At 64.2% G+C, this 17,565-nt stretch carries 20 protein-coding genes; 7 read left to right on the plus strand and 13 right to left on the minus strand.

The window, feature by feature from the left end:
• The coding region (locus Q0S16_RS04180) for a polysaccharide deacetylase family protein (RefSeq protein ID WP_295845372.1) at positions 1-860 on the plus strand (860 nt) is incomplete at its 5' end.
• Here Q0S16_RS04180 and Q0S16_RS04185 read toward each other — a convergent pair.
• On the minus strand, positions 850-1,740 hold the full coding sequence (locus tag Q0S16_RS04185; RefSeq protein ID WP_295845374.1) for an SDR family oxidoreductase: 891 nt from the start codon (positions 1,738-1,740) through the stop codon (positions 850-852). The two genes, Q0S16_RS04180 and Q0S16_RS04185, sit on opposite strands and share 11 nt — an antisense overlap.
• A gap of 91 nt (positions 1,741-1,831) precedes the next feature.
• Here Q0S16_RS04185 and Q0S16_RS04190 point away from each other — a divergent pair, with 91 nt between their 5' ends.
• A complete protein-coding gene (locus tag Q0S16_RS04190; RefSeq protein ID WP_295845377.1) occupies positions 1,832-2,647 on the plus strand; it encodes a helix-turn-helix transcriptional regulator in 816 nt (271 codons plus the stop codon).
• Between the two features lie 224 nt (positions 2,648-2,871).
• Here the strand turns inward: Q0S16_RS04190 and Q0S16_RS04195 are convergent, their stop codons facing one another.
• The 8 genes from Q0S16_RS04195 to Q0S16_RS04230 form a co-directional block, all read right to left on the minus strand.
• Positions 2,872-3,888, minus strand: coding sequence for a WD40 repeat domain-containing protein (locus tag Q0S16_RS04195; protein ID WP_295845379.1), 1,017 nt, complete (start codon positions 3,886-3,888; stop codon positions 2,872-2,874).
• Complete coding sequence (locus tag Q0S16_RS04200) at positions 3,888-4,937, minus strand: GTP-binding protein (RefSeq protein ID WP_295845380.1); 1,050 nt, start codon at positions 4,935-4,937, stop codon at positions 3,888-3,890. Before Q0S16_RS04200 ends, Q0S16_RS04195 begins: the two co-directional genes overlap by 1 nt.
• 55 nt (positions 4,938-4,992) lie before the next feature.
• Positions 4,993-5,823 carry a metal ABC transporter substrate-binding protein gene (locus Q0S16_RS04205; RefSeq protein ID WP_295845405.1) on the minus strand — a complete coding sequence of 277 codons (831 nt, stop codon included), beginning with the start codon at positions 5,821-5,823 and terminating at the stop codon, positions 4,993-4,995.
• A gap of 53 nt (positions 5,824-5,876) precedes the next feature.
• Positions 5,877-6,746 carry a metal ABC transporter permease gene (locus Q0S16_RS04210; RefSeq protein ID WP_295845383.1) on the minus strand — a complete coding sequence of 290 codons (870 nt, stop codon included), beginning with the start codon at positions 6,744-6,746 and terminating at the stop codon, positions 5,877-5,879.
• A 4-nt stretch (positions 6,747-6,750) separates the two neighbouring features.
• Positions 6,751-7,509, minus strand: a complete 759-nt coding sequence (locus Q0S16_RS04215; protein ID WP_295845385.1) for an ABC transporter ATP-binding protein — start codon at positions 7,507-7,509, stop codon at positions 6,751-6,753.
• Positions 7,509-7,685 carry a hypothetical protein gene (locus tag Q0S16_RS04220; protein ID WP_295845388.1) on the minus strand — a complete coding sequence of 59 codons (177 nt, stop codon included), beginning with the start codon at positions 7,683-7,685 and terminating at the stop codon, positions 7,509-7,511. The genes Q0S16_RS04215 and Q0S16_RS04220 overlap by 1 nt, the downstream gene beginning before the upstream one ends.
• A gap of 88 nt (positions 7,686-7,773) precedes the next feature.
• On the minus strand, positions 7,774-8,148 hold the full coding sequence (crcB, locus tag Q0S16_RS04225; RefSeq protein WP_295845406.1) for a fluoride efflux transporter CrcB: 375 nt from the start codon (positions 8,146-8,148) through the stop codon (positions 7,774-7,776).
• 246 nt (positions 8,149-8,394) lie between these two features.
• On the minus strand, positions 8,395-8,997 hold the full coding sequence (locus Q0S16_RS04230) for a superoxide dismutase (RefSeq protein WP_295845389.1): 603 nt from the start codon (positions 8,995-8,997) through the stop codon (positions 8,395-8,397).
• 156 nt (positions 8,998-9,153) lie between these two features.
• Between Q0S16_RS04230 and Q0S16_RS04235 the strand changes: the two genes are divergently transcribed.
• A complete protein-coding gene (locus tag Q0S16_RS04235; RefSeq protein ID WP_295845390.1) occupies positions 9,154-9,675 on the plus strand; it encodes a GNAT family N-acetyltransferase in 522 nt (173 codons plus the stop codon).
• 99 nt (positions 9,676-9,774) lie between these two features.
• Positions 9,775-10,215, plus strand: coding sequence for a DUF2147 domain-containing protein (locus Q0S16_RS04240; RefSeq protein WP_295845391.1), 441 nt, complete (start codon positions 9,775-9,777; stop codon positions 10,213-10,215).
• A 140-nt stretch (positions 10,216-10,355) separates the two neighbouring features.
• Here Q0S16_RS04240 and Q0S16_RS04245 read toward each other — a convergent pair whose 3' ends face one another.
• From Q0S16_RS04245 to Q0S16_RS04255, 3 genes are all read right to left on the minus strand, one after another.
• Positions 10,356-11,504 (minus strand): DUF3095 domain-containing protein, encoded by a 1,149-nt coding sequence (locus Q0S16_RS04245; RefSeq protein WP_295845393.1) that lies wholly within the window; start codon positions 11,502-11,504, stop codon positions 10,356-10,358.
• Between the two features lie 70 nt (positions 11,505-11,574).
• The gene (locus Q0S16_RS04250) at positions 11,575-12,831 is read right to left on the minus strand and encodes an aminopeptidase (RefSeq protein WP_295845395.1); all 1,257 of its coding nucleotides are present in this window, start codon (positions 12,829-12,831) and stop codon (positions 11,575-11,577) included.
• A 74-nt stretch (positions 12,832-12,905) separates the two neighbouring features.
• Positions 12,906-14,210, minus strand: coding sequence for an MFS transporter (locus Q0S16_RS04255; RefSeq protein ID WP_295845398.1), 1,305 nt, complete (start codon positions 14,208-14,210; stop codon positions 12,906-12,908).
• 367 nt (positions 14,211-14,577) lie between these two features.
• Here Q0S16_RS04255 and Q0S16_RS04260 point away from each other — a divergent pair, with 367 nt between their 5' ends.
• Both Q0S16_RS04260 and Q0S16_RS04265 read left to right on the plus strand, forming a co-directional pair.
• Positions 14,578-15,606, plus strand: a complete 1,029-nt coding sequence (locus tag Q0S16_RS04260) for an alpha/beta fold hydrolase (protein ID WP_295845399.1) — start codon at positions 14,578-14,580, stop codon at positions 15,604-15,606.
• 17 nt (positions 15,607-15,623) lie between these two features.
• Entirely contained in the window at positions 15,624-16,577 is a 954-nt protein-coding gene (locus Q0S16_RS04265; protein ID WP_295845402.1) for a fatty acid desaturase, read from the plus strand.
• On the opposite strand, the gene Q0S16_RS04270 is transcribed toward Q0S16_RS04265, so the two are convergent.
• Positions 16,522-17,139 (minus strand): TetR/AcrR family transcriptional regulator, encoded by a 618-nt coding sequence (locus Q0S16_RS04270; protein ID WP_295845403.1) that lies wholly within the window; start codon positions 17,137-17,139, stop codon positions 16,522-16,524. The two genes, Q0S16_RS04265 and Q0S16_RS04270, sit on opposite strands and share 56 nt — an antisense overlap.
• A gap of 116 nt (positions 17,140-17,255) precedes the next feature.
• Here Q0S16_RS04270 and Q0S16_RS04275 point away from each other — a divergent pair.
• A partial coding sequence (locus Q0S16_RS04275; protein ID WP_366517800.1) for an amidohydrolase family protein occupies positions 17,256-17,565 on the plus strand: 310 nt, incomplete at its 3' end.

Genomic DNA, 17,565 nt, shown 5'->3' on the forward strand with positions numbered 1-17,565 from the left:
CCGGCGGCGCCCGCGTCGCGGTGTCCTTCGTCGTCAACTTCGAGGAGGGCGCCGAATTCACGGTGTCCGAGGGCGATGGACGCAACGAGGCCATCTACGAGGTCGAGCATCGCCTCGATGGCCCGGACCCGTGCATCGAGAGCCATTTCGAATATGCCACTCGCGCGGCGTGGTGGCGCGTCATGGACCTGTTCGATGATTACGGCGTCAAGACCACGGTGAGCGCCTGTGGCCGCGCCGTCGAGCGTTCGCCGCAACTGGCGCGCGACGCGATCCGCCGCGGCCATGAGGTCTCGGCGCATGGCTGGCGATGGGAAAGCCACGCCGGCATGGACGAGAGCACCGAACGCGAAGCCATCGCGCGCACCGTGCAGGTCATCGCCGAGGTGACCGGCCAGCGGCCGCTCGGCTGGCACACCCGCTCCGCGACGTCGGCGAACACCCGTCGCCTGCTGGTCGAGGATGGCGGTTTTCTCTACGATAGCGACGCCTACAATGACGACCTGCCCTACACCGTCGCCGTCGCCGGCCGCCGTCATTTGATCCTGCCCTATGCCTTTGATACCAACGACATGCACTTCCAGCACACCCAGCGCTTCAATGGCACTGATTTCGCCGATTACTGCACCAACGCCTTTGACTGGCTGACGCGCGAGGGCGAACGCGCGACAAAGATGCTGTCGATCGGGCTGCACCCGCGGATGATCGGTCGTCCCGGCCGGATGGGCGCGCTGGACAGCATCCTGCGCCACATCACCGGTTCCGGCCACGCCTGGGTCGCGCCGCGCGCCGACATCGCGCGCCACTGGCTCAGGACTTTCCCGGACACAATGGGTACCACTGAGGCGCTCAAGCCTTGAAGTAGTTCGGCCGGCCGATGTCGGCGATCAGGCCGATCCCGGCCGGCGTCCAATCCAGCCGCTGCTGTGTCAAGGCGCTGGAGGCCGGCATGTCGAGACCGGCGAACATCACCAGCGGCCCGTAGTACTCACCCGCCTGCTCCTTCCTGATGGACACGACCGGCACATTGAGCGCGCGGCCGATCACGTCGATGACCTCATGCATGGCCACGCCTTCCTCGCCAACCGCGTGGTAGATCCCGTCGACCGTCCCGTTCTCCAACGCAAGCCGGTAGAGGCGCGCGACATCCAGCACGTGCGCCGCGGCCCAGCGTTCGGCGCCCCCGCCGACATAGGCGGCGGCGCCTTTCTGACGCGCGAGTTCTACCAGATACGAGATCAATCCGGCTTTCCCGTCGGCGCCATGCACCTGCGGCAGCCGTATCGCCATCGCGCGCACGCCACGCGACGCATATGCGAGGCCCGCCTGCTCGGATACGCGCGGAACATGTGCGCTGGATTCGCGCCGCATATCTTCGGTAACCACCACGCCTGACGCGATCAGGCCGGTCCCCGAGGTGACGATAAAAGGCTTGTTGGTGCCTGCCAGCTCATCGCCCATGGCTTCGATGGCGGTCCTGTCGATCGCGCCATTCTCCGCGAATTTAGAAAAATCATGGATGAAGGCCAGATGGATCACGCCGTCTGCCCCCCTTGCGCCGCGCTTCAGGCTGTCGAGGTCCTGCAGCGAGCCGTAATGAACCTCCGCACCCAGCTTCTGAAGCGTGGCGACGTTCGCTTCGGAGCGCGCGAGGCCTACGACCTGATGTCCGTTTGCAATGAGTTCCTTGGTCGTTTCGCTGCCGATAAATCCGGCGGCGCCGGTAACGAATACACGCATGAGAAAACACTCCCTGTTCAGCATGCAGGGATATGGTAGGTTTCATATTCGGGTAAAGTAGTGAGATTACAATAGTATAAGAACTAACAGGATGATGCACGAAAACTCGCTGGGGACTTATCTGAAGGATCGCCGCGCCAAGCTCGATCCGACGGCTTTCGGCTTTCCGCCGCGGCGGCGACGAACGCCGGGACTTCGGCGCGAAGAGGTGGCGCAGCGCGCCAATATCAGCGCCACCTGGTACACTTGGCTGGAGCAAGGGCGCGGCGGCGCGCCTTCCGCGGACGTGCTGGATCGTATCGCCCGCGCCATGATGCTGACGTCGGCGGAACGCGAACATCTTTTTCTGCTCGGTCTCGGCCGGCTCCCCGCAGCCCGTTATCACGCGCCGGAAGGTATCTCACCCCGCCTGCAACGCGTGCTCGATACGCTGGAATACAGTCCCGCTTTCATTCGCACGGCGACATGGGACGTGATCGCGTGGAACAGAGCCGCAGCGGCGGTCCTCACTGACTACAGCACGCTGCCGGATGGGCAGCGCAATGTTCTGCGCCTGATGTTCCGGGACAGCCACGTCCGGGCAGCGCAGCCCAACTGGCAAAGCATCGCGCGATATGTGGTGGCGTCCTTCCGCGCGGATGTGGCGCGTGCCGGTGCGGCGGGCAACGTGCAGTCGCTGGTCGATGAGCTGTGCGCGACCAGCCCCGAATTCGCGACGATGTGGCGCGACAACGATGTGCAGGGCCAGCACGGCGATGGCACGAAGGTCCTGCAACATCCGATCGCCGGATCGTTGTCGATGGAATTTTCGTCATTCGCCGTCGATGGTCGGCCCGACCTCAACATGGTGGTCTACAATCCCGTCACGCCAGCGGGTGCGGACAAGATCCGCGCGCTGCTGAAGTAGGCGCGAACCATCCCGACGCGCTCAGGTGCAGCCAAAATGGTGCCTCGGACGCGGTGCTGGAGCATTTTCGGATAGAGCCATTCCACCTTCCTCATGGTGAGGAGCGCGCTCTTGCGCGCGTCTCGAGCCATGAGGCGGAGGCCGAGCCACCTGCGGCCCTCCTTCGAGACGCGGTTAAGGATCACCGCGTCCCGGGCTCAGGCTTCGAGAGCAGCCGCCATTGGTCAGAGCTCCAGCAACCCCGAATCGCCATTCTGATCGGCGAAGCCGAGCAGCGTTCCCTTGGCGTTCCAGGCCAGCGCCGTGACCGGCTCGCCCTTGTTGGCGCGCACCAGAACCTCGGCGCCATCGGTAGTCCGCACCATCAGAATGGTGCCGTTGCTGTAGCCGCAGGCGAGGATGTCCTGTTTGGGATGGCAGGCCACCATGGTGACCTTGGCCTTAAGCGGCGCCAGCATCGCCGGCTCCTTGCCCATCGGGCCGTCCTTGCTGCCGAACGGCCACATGATCACGCTGTCGGCGCCGGAGGTGGCCAGCGCCTTGCCGCCGGCGCTCCACGAGATCGAACGCACCCGCGCCGGATAGCCGGTCATCCGCATATGCTTGCCATCCGCCAGTCGCCAGCCATGCAGCGCCGGCTCGTGCATCGCGGTGACCAGAAACTTGTTATCCGGGCTGAAAACGACGCCGAGATGCGAGCCGGCCCATTCCAGCACTTCGGCATTGGCGGCCATGTTGGGGAACCACAGCGTCACGCCATTGTAATGCGCGATCGCCAGCCGCAGGCCTTTTGGCGCGAACGCCAGACCACCGACCGTGGAGGGGACTTCAAAGGATTTCTCCTCGCCTTTTGGCGGGCGGACAAACGCCGTCTTGCCGGCCGACCACGCCACCGCGCCATCGGGATGCAGGGCGACATTGTCGATCCAGCGCCGCCTGGCGTCGGTGGCCAGCACCGCGACGTCGCGGTCGCGGTTGAGTTCAACCAGTCTGCCGTCATCGCCGCCGAGCAGGATACGCTTGTCATCGGCGACCGAGCACAGAATGCCACCGCTATGCACTGGCACCACGGTCTGGCCCATCCCGTCGACCAGCGTGACGCTTTCCTCGGCGCCGACAAAGATCGCGGTGTCGCCAAAAAAATGCACGGCCACCACCGCCGCGCCGATCGTGACGGGACGGACGCGGTCGGTAACCGAGACGATGGATTCCTGCTCCCGCAGCGGATCGAAATCGGACATCAGACGGGGATCAGGTTGGCGAAGCCGTCGCGGATCATCTGCTCCGGCAATTCGCGACCGATGAAGACGAGGCGGCTCTCGCGCTTCTCGCCCTCCTTCCACGGTCGCTGGTGATCACCTTCCAGCATCATGTGCACGCCCTGGAAGACATAGCGTTCATCGTCGCCATGGAATGAGATGATCCCCTTGGAGCGCAGGATCTTGGCGCCTTCCGCCTGTACCAACCCCTGCAGCCACGGCATGAAGGTCGAGGGATCGAGCGGCTTGTCGGATCGCAGCGACAGCGACTGCATGTGCTCGTCATGATAGTGCTTCATGCCGCCATGGCTGTGATCGTGATCGTGGTGATGGCCGTGATCGTGACCATGATGATCGTGGTCATGCGCCTCGCCGGCGTCGAGAAACTCCGGCTCGATCTCCAGAATGCGATCGAGATCGAAAGCGCCCTGCTCCAGCACGTCGGACAATTTGACCTGCGCGCGCTCGGTGCGGTGCAGCTTGGCGTAGGGGTTGATGGCGCGGATCCGGGCCTCGACTTCGGCGAGTTCGGGCTGGGTCACCAGATCGATCTTGTTGAGCACGATGACGTCGGCGAAGGCGATCTGGTTCTTGGCTTCCGGCGCGTCCTTGAGCCGCGCGCTCAGCCATTTGGCGTCGGCCACCGTCACCACGGCGTCGAGCCTTGTGTGCAGCTGCACATCCTCGTCGACAAAGAAGGTCTGCGCCACCGGCGCGGGATCGGCGAGGCCGGTGGTCTCCAGGATGATGGCGTCGAACTTACCCTTGCGCTTCATCAGGCCGCCGAGGATGCGCACCAGATCGCCGCGCACCGTGCAGCAGACGCAGCCATTGTTCATCTCGAACACTTCTTCATCCGCGCCGATGATCAAATCATTGTCGATGCCGATCTCGCCGAACTCGTTGACGATCACGGCGTATTTCTTGCCGTGGTTCTCCGACAGGATGCGGTTCAACAGCGTGGTCTTGCCGGCGCCGAGATAGCCGGTCAGCACGGTCACGGGGATTTTGGCGGCGGTCGTTTCAGACATGATTACTCCGGCGGGGATATTGGCAGCGCCATTCGCAGGGGTGGCCCTGCGCCAGTCAGTTCAGCGCGCTCGTCAGCGCCTTTATATTGTGCCTGACCATATCAATGTAAGTGGGGGCGTCGCCGTTTTCCTGCGTCAGGCTGTCGGAATACAGCGTTCCGCCGATCTTCGCCCCGGTCTCGGCGCTGATCCGGCGCATCAAACGGGGATCGCTGATATTTTCGAGAAAAACCGCGGGGATGTTGGCCGCCTTGATCTGGGTGATGATGCGGGCGATGTCGCGGGCGGAGGGCTCGGCCTCGGTGGAGACACCCTGCGGCGCGATGAAAGTGACGCCATAGGCGGCGGCGAAATAGCCGAAGGCGTCATGGCTCGAGATTACCTGGCGGCGGGCTTCGGAAATGGCGGCCATCGCCGTCCGGACCTCGCCATCGAGCACATCAAGCCGCGCCAGATAGGCGTCGGCATGAGCCTTGTAGGCCGCCTCGCCGGCCGGATCGACTGCGACCAGCGCCGCGCGGATATTGGCGACATAGATTTTGGCGTTGATCACCGACTGCCAGGCATGCGGATCGGCGTGGGCATCCCGTTCACGCGGCGCGATCCCATGGGTGGCGGTGACGATCACGGCCGTGCCGCCGGCGGATTTCACCAGCCGCGGCAGCCAACCCTCGAAGCCGAGGCCGTTGACCACCACCAGCCGCGCATCGGCGATCTTCTTGGCGTCGAGCGGCGACGGCGTAAAGACATGGGCATCGCCATTCGGCCCGATCAGCGTGGTGACGCTGACGCGATCGCCGCCAACGTTTTTCACAATATCGCCAAGAATCGAAAAGCTGGCGACAACGTCGACTTTCTCCTGCGCATACAGCGGCTTGGTACCCATCAGCGCGAGCGCAACCAGACCAACAACACAAAATTGCCGCAAGAACTGTCCGATCATGCTTCGAGATGCCGGCCGGGAAACAACTGCCGCAACAGGCCGCGGACATTGCCGAACAGCACCGAGAACACATACAGCCCGGCCGCGACCAGAATGATCGCGGGTCCCGACGGCACCTTGGTCTGGAACGACAGCACCAGCCCGAAATAGCCGGAGGCCATCGCGCTCGCCACCGCGATCATCATCATCCCGGTGATGTCGCGCGACCAGAACCGCGCGATCCCCGCCGGCAGCACCATCAGCCCCACCGCCAGCAGCGTGCCGAGCGCGTGAAAGCCGTTGACGAGGTTGAGCACCACCAGCGCCAGAAACACCAGATGCGCGGGCGCACCGGCGCGGCTCACCGTGCGCAGGAAGACCGGATCGACGCATTCGATCACCAGCGGCCGATAGATGATGGCCAGCATGATCAATGTGATCGTCGCGTTGAAGGCGATCACCAGCAGGGTCTGGTCATCCATCGCCAGGATGTTGCCGAACAGCACGTGGAGCAGGTCGATATTGGTGCCGCGCATCGAGACGATGGTGACGCCGAGCGCCAGCGACACCAGGTAGAACGCCGCCAGCGAGGCGTCTTCCTTGATCTCGGTGACGCGCGAGACGAGGCCTGCCAGCAAGGCCACCGAGAAGCCGGCGATCAGCCCGCCAAAGGTCATGGCGAACAGATTGAGACCCGAGAACAAGAAGCCCACCGCGGCGCCGGGCAGGATCGCATGCGCCATCGCGTCGCCCACGAGGCTCATCCGCCGCAGCATCAAAAACACGCCGATCGGGGCGCCGCCCAACGCCAGCGCGACCACGCCGGCCAGCGCACGGCGCATGAATTCGAAATCGGTGAAGGGCGCCACCAGCGCGTCGTAGATCATGGGCTCATGCCGCCCGCGGTCGCGCCGTGTCGACGACACAGGCGCCGGCGCCGTCGTCGAAGGCCTCGCACATCCGCCGCGCCTGCCGCAGGTTCTCACTCGTCAGTACCTGCGCGGTCGCGCCCCAGGCCACGGCGCCGCGCGCCAGTAGCAGGGTCTCGGGAAAATTGGCACGCACCAGATCCATGTCGTGCAGCGCGGCCAGTACGGTGCGCTGCTCGGCGTGCCAGTGCCGGACCAGCCCGATCAGATCGGCCGAGGTCTTGGCGTCGATGGCGTTGAATGGCTCGTCGAGCACGATGACGCGGGCGTCCTGCAGCAGCACCCGCGCGAACAGCATGCGTTGCATCTGGCCACCGGACAGCGTGCCGATGGTACGGTTCTCGAAGCCATTGAGACCGACGGAAGCGAGCGCGTTGGCGATCTGGCCCTGCGCCTTGCGACCAAGCCCGCCGAACAGGCCGGTGGAGCGCCACAGCCCGGTGCCGACGAAATCGAACACCGAGATCGGAAACGTCCGATCGATATCGACGCTCTGCGGCAGATAGGCGATTTCGCGCGGTTTCAGGTCGCCGAGCCCGATCGAGCCAGCGAGCGGCTTCAGGATGCCGACGATGCCGCGGAACAGCGTCGACTTGCCGGCGCCAGTGGGGCCGACAATCGCCAGCAGGGAGCCCGCGGCGATCTCGCCATTGAGATGATGCACCGCCGGATGGCGGTCATAGCCCAGCGTCACGTCGGAGAAGGTCAATTGGGCGACCATCAGCGCATCGCCATCAAAACGATCGCCCACAGGCCCGCGCTGAGCGCCAGGGCCGCCGCCAGCCGCCCGAGCAGGGCCATACGCAGGATCGACCATGGCGCCGGCTGGGCCGGATGCGGGGAGGCCGGACCATGGCTGTGACCATGGGGATGCGGGTGGTCGTGCGAATGCGCCATCGGCGGGGTCCGGGCAAACAGATCAGGCGGCCCGAGGCCGCCCTGTGGAAACTGTTATATTATAACATACCCCGGTGCAACGCCCGGCTCAGGCGAAATGCCGGACCAGTGCCAGCCCTGCGAACAGCCCGACGACGGACAACACCACCGAGCCCAACACATAGGCCAGCGCCAGACCGAGTTCGCCACGCTCATAGAGCAGCGCCGCATCCAGCGAGAACGCCGAAAACGTGGTGTAGCCGCCAAGGATACCGGTCATCAGAAACAGCCGCCAGGGCTGCGAGGCCTGCCCCTTGAAGGCGAGGTAGCCGGCGATCAGGCCCATCACGGTCGAGCCGGTGATGTTGATGATGAAGGTGCCCCACGGAAAGGCGGTGCCGAGGCAGCGCGCGCAGCTGACATTGACGGTATGACGCAACGTCGCGCCGAGGCCGCCGCCGATAAAGACCAGGATGTAATTCAGCATGCTCCGTCCTCTTCCCTCCCCCTTGTGGGGAGGGTGGCCGGCCGAAGGCCGGTCGGGTGGGGTGCCACGCACGCCGAGCCCGCGGCACCCCCACCCCGGCCTCCACTCCAGCGATGCTCCGCATCGCCTCGTTCGGCCGACCCTCCCCACAAGGGGGAGGGAAGCCACTCGCATCATCGCACATTACAAACGAAAGGGCGGCAGCTTGCGCCACCGCCCTTCTTATTCAATCAAAGACGACGCTTACACGCCGGCCTTGCCGAGCTGCTCGTCGACATATTCCCAGTTCACGAGATGATCAACGAACGCCTTCAAATAGTCCGGGCGGCGGTTGCGGTAATCGATGTAGTAGGAGTGCTCCCAGACGTCGACGCCGAGGATCGGCGTGGCACCATGGACCAGCGGGCTTTCGCCGTTCGCGGTCTTGGAGATTTCCAGCTTGCCATTCTTGACCGACAGCCAGGCCCAGCCGGAGCCGAACTGGCCGACGCCGGCGGCGGCGAAGTCGGTCTTGAACTTTTCGAGACCGCCGAGATCCTCGGTGATCTTCTTCTCGAGACGGCCGGGCAGCTTGTCGCCGCCGCCATTCGGCTTCATCCAGTTCCAGAAGTGCAGGTGATTATAGTGCTGGCCCGCATTGTTGAACAACGGCGCATTCTTGCCGAACGAGCCCTTGACGATTTCCTCAAGGGACTTGCCCTCGAATTCCGTGCCCTTGAGCAGGTTATTGCCGTTCGTCACATAAGCCTGATGGTGCTTATCGTGATGAAATTCCAGCGTTTCCTTCGACATATGGGGCGCAAGCGCGTCATAGGCGTAAGGCAGATTGGGAAGCGTGAAGGTCATCGGTGATGGTCCACAAAAATGATGGGAGACGTAGGTCTAACGGAACCCCTTATAGAAGGTTCCATGGTTGTTAAATACTCCCCTTCGCGCGGAATTATGCCGCGGAGCCATGTCGCTCTATAGGACAGGGCAAAGCGCGCAGGGGTACCGGGCAAAATGAACATCGAGATCGAAATTCTGACGGGGGAGGCATCATGGCCCATGGTGCAGCCGCTGTTCGAACGGGTTTGGCCGCAGGCCGCGGAAAAACGCACCACCGACCGCATCGAATATGCCCGCGCCGAATTGCGGGTGATCGTGCTGGCCGATGAACAGCCGGTCTGTCACGTCGGCATCTGCCGCCGCGAGGGCGTCTGGAAGGATCGTCCGATCCGCATCGGCGGCATAGGCGGGGTTGCGACCCATCCGGACTTCCGACGCCGCGGCTTCGCCAGCGTGGCGCTCAACGCCGCGCTGCAGACGCTGAAGGACGAGCGTGCCACCGATTTTGCACTGCTGTTCTGCAGACAACACAATGCGGATTTCTACACCGCCCGCAGCTGGAAGCCGTTTGCCGGTGAGGTTTTCGCGCAACAGCGCGGCCAACGGGTGCGTTTTGACGCGTTGCTGCCGTTGGTGTCCTATCTGAAGCGGGCACCGCATGAGGGCGAGATCGATCTGTGCGGCCTGCCGTGGTGAGCCGTCGAATGACGGCCGGGTCGCGCGATTGAAAACCCGATCCGGCATTGCACAAATCCGATTTCTTGGTATGCAGGCCGCCATCTCGAGGAAAAATACATGAAGTTCAGATTTGCCGTGATGATCGCGACACTTGGTGTGCTGCTGGCCGGCCCCGCCGCCACGGCGCAGTCCGGCGAGCCCACCGGCATCTGGGAGACCCAGGCTGGCGATGCCCGGGTTCGGGTCAGCAAATGCGGCGGCGGCCTGTGCGCCACCGTGATGTCGTTGCGCGAGAAGATCGACCCCAAGACCGGCAAGCCGCCGATCGACGACAAGAATCCCGATCCCGCCCGCGCGACGCGCCCCATCATCGGCCTCGGTCTTTTCATTGACATGCGGCAGGTCGGACCGAACAAATGGTCAGGCCAGATCTACAATGCCGATGACGGCAAGACCTATGTCAGCAACGTCGCCGTGGCCGGCCCGGACACGCTCCGGGTCGAAGGCTGCGTCGGAGCGTTCTGCGGCGGCGAGAACTGGACCCGCATCGGGCGGTAGGACCTGAGCCGTTAAGATGAACACTGGTGTCCCGGACGCGACGCGGCACGAAGCGCTGTGTTCGTGGCGGTCCCGGCCCCGCGGAGCACTACACCTCCTTGCGGAGGCGCAGTGCTCCGCGTCCGGGACACGTACGCTCGTTAACCCTTCATCGCCTTCAGCGCCGTCGCCGCGGAGGCATAGCCGCCGCGGGCGCCGTCGATGAAGTGAACGTGATCACTGCGCAAGGCGGACGGCGTGAAGCAGGTCATCATCGCGGCGTCCTGGCGGTGCAGCCCGTAGCGGATCGTACCCGCCACCGCCGCGACAACAAGACGGCGCTCCAACGCGCTTTCCAGTTCCGGCGTGCAGTCGAGGATCATCCGCAGGCCGTCATCATATTTGCGGAAGTCGGAATTTTCTACCAGTTGCTGCACATAGGTCTTCGGCACGAAGCCACCGACACTGATACCGAAGCGCATCACGACGAAAGCCAGCAGGGTACGACCCAGCACCCGGACGTGGCGCAGCGCCGCGGGGCCATGACCGCGCTCTGCACGAAACTCGAAACCGAGCCCCGCCGGCGGCCATTTCAGCGCCGGGCCATTGGCGGGTACCGGCCGCCCGGCATCCGGACTGCTTTCGATCAGCGCAATGATCTGTTCGATGGTGCGGCGGAATTCGGCCCCGTCGGCCAATTCTGCCGGCACCACCAGCACCGAAAGGATCAGACCGCGCACCGAGGGCATTTCCTCGAACCGGCACGACAGGCCGGAGAGATCGGGAATGGCCCCAGGCGGCGCTGGCGCCACCGCGAATTCGCCACGCTTCATGGCGGCCTCGGCCCAGACCAGGCCGCCGCCGGAAAACATCGCATAGGAAACGTTCGGCGACGGCCCGAAACGCGCGACGCGCACATCAAGACCCCGCGCGCGAATCTGCGAAACCGGCACCAGCGCCACGCGCATGGTCAGTTTGAGATCGGCCTCCACCCAGGCCGCCGTGGCCGCCAGCGCCTCCTGCGCGCGATCGAGGTCGCCCGGCGCCACCGCGAAACTGGCGCCGTCGCCCCCGAACACGAACGGAAACTCGCGCCCGTCCAGCGCATTGGTCACCGCGGCAATCACCGCGGCGCCCGCCATGTTGACGGCCTTGTAGCGCTGCTCCGCGATCGCCTTGGTGGATTGCACGATATCGGCGACGCCGATGGTCCAGTCCTCCGGCAGCGGCACATACAATGCCGGGTCCATCAGCCTGCCAAAACCGCGGAAGACGGCAATGCTGCCGTAAAAATCGTTGCCACTGGTCATGCTGAGCGGCATCCGGTTAAGGCGCGCGGCCGAAAGCGCCGCGCACCCATGGAGCATAACACAATCAGGGTCAGGCCCACTCGCCCTTGCGGAACACCGGCACACGGCGGCCATCGGCATGGACGCCGTCGACGTCGATATGCTGCGACCCGATCATCCAGTCGATGTGGATCAAGCTCTTGTTGCCGCCCTGCGCCGCGATCTGCTCGGGCGTCAGAGTGCCACCATCGATGAAGCACTTTGAATAGCACTGGCCGAGCGCGATGTGGCAGGCGGCGTTCTCGTCGAACAGCGTGTTGTAGAACAGCAATCCGCTGGCGGAGATCGGCGAGGAATGCGGCACCAGCGCCACCTCGCCGAGCCGTCGCGCGCCCTCGTCGGTATCGAGCACCTTGTTCAACACCTCGGCGCCGCGCGATGCCTTGGCCTCGACGATGCGGCCATCCTCGAAACGCACCGAAATATCCTCGATCAGGGTGCCCTGGTAGGACAACGGCTTGGTGCTGCTGACATGACCGCTGACCCGCAGTGCATGCGGCGTGGTGAACACTTCCTCGGTCGGGATGTTGGCGTTGCAGATGATGCCGTTCTTGGCGGTGGAGGCGCCGCCCTGCCATTCATGGCCGTCGGCGAGGCCGACCGACAGATCAGTGCCGGGCCCGGTGAAATGCAGCGCGTGAAAGCGCTGGCCGTTCAGCCATTCGGTGCGCTCGCGCAGCATCGCATTATGCTTGTTCCAGGCGGCGACGGGATTGTCATTGTCGACGCGCGAGGCGGCGAAGATCGCATCGGCCAATTTGCCGACCGCGACGTCCTCGTCGTCGCCGGGAAATACCTGCATCGCCCATGACGCGGTCGGATAGGCCAGGATGTTCCAGTTGACGTCGAAGCCGACGATCTTCTGCAGCGCCGGCTGGTAGGCGATCGAGTTGGCCTTGCTCGCGCGCGACACTTTTGCGGGGTCTTCGTTCGACAGCAGCATCGGATTATCGCCGACGATGGCGAGCCGCGCGGTGTTGTTGCCGAGCGCCTCGGCCATGCCCTCATAGAGCCAGCCGGCGGCGCGGTCGAAACTGGCATCGGCGCCGTAACGGTAGCGCGACAGCGTGATGTCTTCGTCGGACAAGAACGGCGTCACCAGGCCGGCGCCGGCCTTGTAGGCATGTTCGGCGATCCGCCGCACCAGCGGCAGCGCCGCCGACGGCGCGGTGATCAGCAGATCCTGCCCCGCCGCCAGTTGCAGCCCGACCTTGATGGCAACCTCGGCCAGCCGGTCGAGCCGTACCGGATCGATCGGCGTGGAAATGTTGCGCGAATGGACGTTCATGGCAGCCTCTTTCGATAATTCCGGCGGCCAGCTTGTCGTCTTGGCCGCCGGAATGCAATGCCGCCGGAATGCGATCAGATATCGTCCTTCGGCAGCGCGAAGATGCAGGCCAGCGTCACCAGCGACGCCGCCAGCAAATAATAGCCGACATAGTTCATGCCATAATTGGCCTGCAGCCAGGTGGCGATATAGGGCGCCAGCGAAGCGCCGAAAATGCCGGCCAGGTTGAAGGTGATCGAGGCGCCGGTATAGCGCACCTGGGTCGGGAACGGTGCCGCCAGCGCGGTGCCGATGACGCCGTAATTCAGGCCGAACATCAGCATGCCGATGGTGATGAAGCCGTAGATGCCGGCGATGCCGGCGGTCAGCAACGGCCCCAGCGCGAACGAGAACAGCGCCACCGCGATGGTGCTCCAGATCAGCAAATTGCGGCGTCCGAAATGATCGCCGAGCTTGCCCGCCGCGACGGTGCTGATGCCGAACAGTACCGAACCGTAGATCTGCACCTTCAGCGCGTCGAGGAACGAGATGCCGACCACCTTGACGTTGTAGCCCAGCAGATAGGCCGAGCAGATGTAGAACAACACGAAGGTCACCAGCGCCAGGAAGGTGCCGAGGAACAGGCTGCGCTTGTGGTTGCGCAGCAATTCCAGGCCGGGCACCGCGACGCGCTCGGCCTGGTCGATGGCCTTCTGGAATTCCGGAGTTTCGGTGATCGACAACCGCACCCACAGGCCGATCCCGATCAGCGCGATCGAGGCGATGAAGGGAATCCGCCAGCCCCAGCTCAGCAGCGAATCCTGCGACATGAAGTGCAGCAGGATCCAGAATGCGCCGGAGGCGAGAAACAGGCCGAGCGGCGCGCCGAACTGCGGAAACATGCCGTACCACGAGCGCTTGCCTTCCGGCGCATTCTCGGTGGCCAGCAGCACCGCGCCACCCCACTCGCCGCCAAGCCCGAAACCCTGGCCGAAGCGGCACAGCGCCAGCAACAGCGGAGCGGCGACGCCGATCTGCGAATAGGTCGGCAGCAGGCCGATCACCACCGTCGAAATGCCCATCGTCAGCAAGGCTGCGATCAGCGTGGTCTTGCGGCCGATCCGGTCGCCGTAATGGCCGAACACGATGGCGCCGAACGGGCGCGCGAAGAACGCGATCGAGAAGGTGGCGAACGACGCTAGCAGCGCCGTGGTCGGGTCGGAGTTGGGAAAGAACAGCGTCGGAAAGATCAGCACGGCCGCGGTCGCATAGACATAGAAATCGAAGAATTCGATCGTCGTGCCGATCAGGCTCGCCAGCAGAACCTGCGCCGGCGAATTCAGGGGCTTGTCGCGACGCGGAACAGCGGCGGTGGGCACGAAGCTTGCGGTATCAATCATCATCTCTTCCGGGAATTGCGATGCCGGCGCGGGACGCGCATGGCAGCCAGAGCGGTGTGCGGGGGCGTGGCTTAGCCTAACTGGCAAGCCATGGGCAGCGCTTTTGTGGATAAATTACCCGATTTGACCTCCAATCAGCACATTGTTGCTATTCGAAAATGCGGGCACGCGTGCCCAAGTCGCACCGGCGCGGTCATTCTTCGGTTTTGAACCTCGAATGATGGCAGCGCCGCGCGGATAACGGGCAGACCGCTGCCCGCAATTGCGCCGCCGCGGCGCTTGTTCGGCATTGGCCGGGCGTCATATTAACTGTACAAATGATCCACTAATGGAAATTGGCCACGGGCCACACGTCGGGAATCGGTGCATGACATTGCCGCGCGATTATCAAACATTCGACGCCGGCGACGTGAGGCTACGGTCCGGCGAGATGTTTCCGGACATGCGGCTGGCGTACCAGACCTATGGCCGGCTTAACGCCGCCCGCGACAATGTCATCGTCTATCCGACCTCGTTCGGCGCCCAGCATCATGACACCGAATGGCTGGTGGCTCCGGGCAACGCGCTCGACCCCGACCGCTATTTTGTCATCATCCCGAACCTGTTCGGGAATGGTCTGTCGTCGTCGCCGTCGAACGCTTCCCGCCTCGGCGATACGCCGTTTCCAGCCGTCAGCTATCATGATGCGGTCGCCGTGCAGCACCGGCTGATCACCGAGCAGTTCGGCGTCTCGACCATCGCCATGGTGTATGGCTGGTCGATGGGCGCGATGCAGGCCTATCACTGGGCCGCGGCCTATCCGGACATGGTGCAACGCGCGGCGATCGTCTGCGGCAGCGCCCGCTGCTCACCGTTCAACTACGTCTTTCTCGAAGGCGTCAAGGCGGCCCTGACCGCCGATCCGGCCTTCGTCGACGGCCGCTTCATCGCCAGGCCCGCCGCCGGGCTGCGCGCGATGGGACGCGTCTATGCCGGCTGGGCGATGTCGCACGGTTTCTACCGCGACGAATTGTGGCGCGCGCTCGGCTTCAGCTCGCTGGAGGATTTCCTGGCGCGGTCCTGGGATGGCGCCTTCGCGCGGCGCGACGCCAATGATCTGCTGGCGCAGATCCGGATCTGGCAGCATGGCGACATTTCGCAATGCGAGGCCTATGGCGGCGACCTCACCCGGGCACTGGCCGCGATCAAGGCACGGGTGCTGTTGATGCCGGGCCAGACCGACGGCTATTTCCAGGTCGGCGACAATGCGGACGAACTGCCGTTGCTGACCCAGGCGCGCTCCGCCGAACTGAAGCCGATCCCGTCGCTGTATGGCCACCGCGCCGGCAATCCGGCGCTGATCCCGGCCGACCGCGCCTTTCTCAATGCCAGCATCAGCGCCTTCCTGAACGACTGACACCACGGGACAATCGAATGACCATGGATCCGCAGGCTGACCGAACCATCGAGGCACGCGCCCTCACCCCGGCGCAGTTAAAGAAATTATCGGTGCGCTCCAACGCGCCCGGGGCGCTGCGGGCGCTGTCGCATTTCGGCGCGATCCTGCTGAACGGCACGCTGCTCTGGATGGTGCTGACCCGCTACGGCGTGCTGTTCGCCGTGCCGCTGATCATTGCCCAGGGTTTTCTGGTCGCGTTCTTGTTCATGCCGGTCCATGAAGCCGCGCACAAGACCGTGTTCCGCACCCGCTGGCTGAACACCGCGCTCGGCCATCTGTCGTCGCTGACCATCCTGTACCCTTACGAATATTACGCGCTGTTTCACTGGGATCACCACCGCTTCACGCAGGATCCCGCGCGCGATCCCGAACTGATGTTCGCCACGGTGCCCCGCTCCGACGCCCAGCTCGCGATTGCCTATTCGGGCATCGTATATCTGTTCAAGCGGGTCCGGCTGATGCTCCGCCATGCCATCACCGGCACGGTGACGGTGCCGTGGATTCCCGACAACAAGCGCGCCATGGTGGTGCGTGAGGCGCGCAGCTATGCGCTGGTCTATCTGCTGCTGCTGATCGCGTCGGTGGCGCTGTCGTCGACCTTGCTGCTGTGGGTCTGGCTGATCCCGCTGGTGGTCGGTCAATGGTTCCTGCGGCCCTATCTGTTCGCCGAACACACCGGCTGCGAGCATACAAGAAGCGCCTTTGAAAACACCCGGACCACCTATACCGGCCAGTTGATGAAGTGGTTCAGCTGGAACATGCCGTTCCATGTCGAACATCACGCCTATCCTTCGGTCCCGTTTCACGCGCTGCCGAAGCTCAACGACATCGTCGATTCGCGCATCGCGCATCGCGGCGACGGCTACCTCGCCGTCACCCGGGAGACCTGGACGTGGTTTCGCCGGGCGCGCCAGCCAGCACCGCGTTGACGAGTTTTTCCGCATAGCCTGGGCTCAACGCGCGAAAGCCGAACACATATTGGTAGAACAGCGTGCCATAGATGCGGTCGTACAGATCGCCCGCCGCTTCCGTCGCCGTGATCCGTCCGCTCTTTTGTCCGGTCCGGATGATCTTGACCGCCGCGTCGCGGCGAATGGCGAGATAACGTTCCGAGAAGATCTTCGCCGAACCGGTACGGGCCACGCATTCCGCGATAACGGCGAGCTGTACCTTGCCAAAGTCGCCGTTCAGCGCCCGGATATAGGCGACGGCATGCCGGCGCAACCGCAGCAGCGGATCGCCGGCCTCCGGCAATGGCAGCATCGTCGCCGCCTGCCGCAGGAAGGCGTCGATCAGCAGCGCCTCGCGCGACGGCCACCATTTGTAGACCGTCATCCGGGAGACGCCGCCGTCCCGGGCGATGGCATCGATGCTGGCCGCTGCCAGTCCCTCCGACGCCATGAGGCGATAGGCGCTGTGCAGAATGGCCTGCTCGGTCTCCGCCGACCGCGGCCGGCCGCGAGCGACGGACTTGGCTTTAGCGCTGGACACCGGCTGCTCCCCTACTCATCGTGACGCGCATCCTACACCGGCCGCGCCGCGGCGCGACGCTTGTTGTTGCTCATGACAGGCTGCAGGATACTCTCTGAATAACCAAGGGGACTATCTTGAGCACGATCGACACGCTGTTCACCCGCGCCCGGTTTTCCGACGGCACGGTCAACGACATCGCCGTCGCGTCGGGCCGCATCGTCGCGATCACGCCCGAAGGCAGCCCACCTTCAGCCATTACGACAATCGACCTCGGCGGCGCGCTGGTGGTGCCCGGCATGGTCGAAGGCCACATCCATCTCGACACCAGCTTCTATGGCGACGCATGGCGGCCGCATGTGCCCTATTCCAACGGCTTCAACGTGCATGAGCGCGTCGCCATCCAGTCCCGCAACAGGGCGGCGGCGGCGCCGATGGAGGTTCGGG

It is taken from the genome of Tardiphaga sp. (assembly GCF_025356345.1).
Taxonomy (GTDB): domain Bacteria; phylum Pseudomonadota; class Alphaproteobacteria; order Rhizobiales; family Xanthobacteraceae; genus Tardiphaga.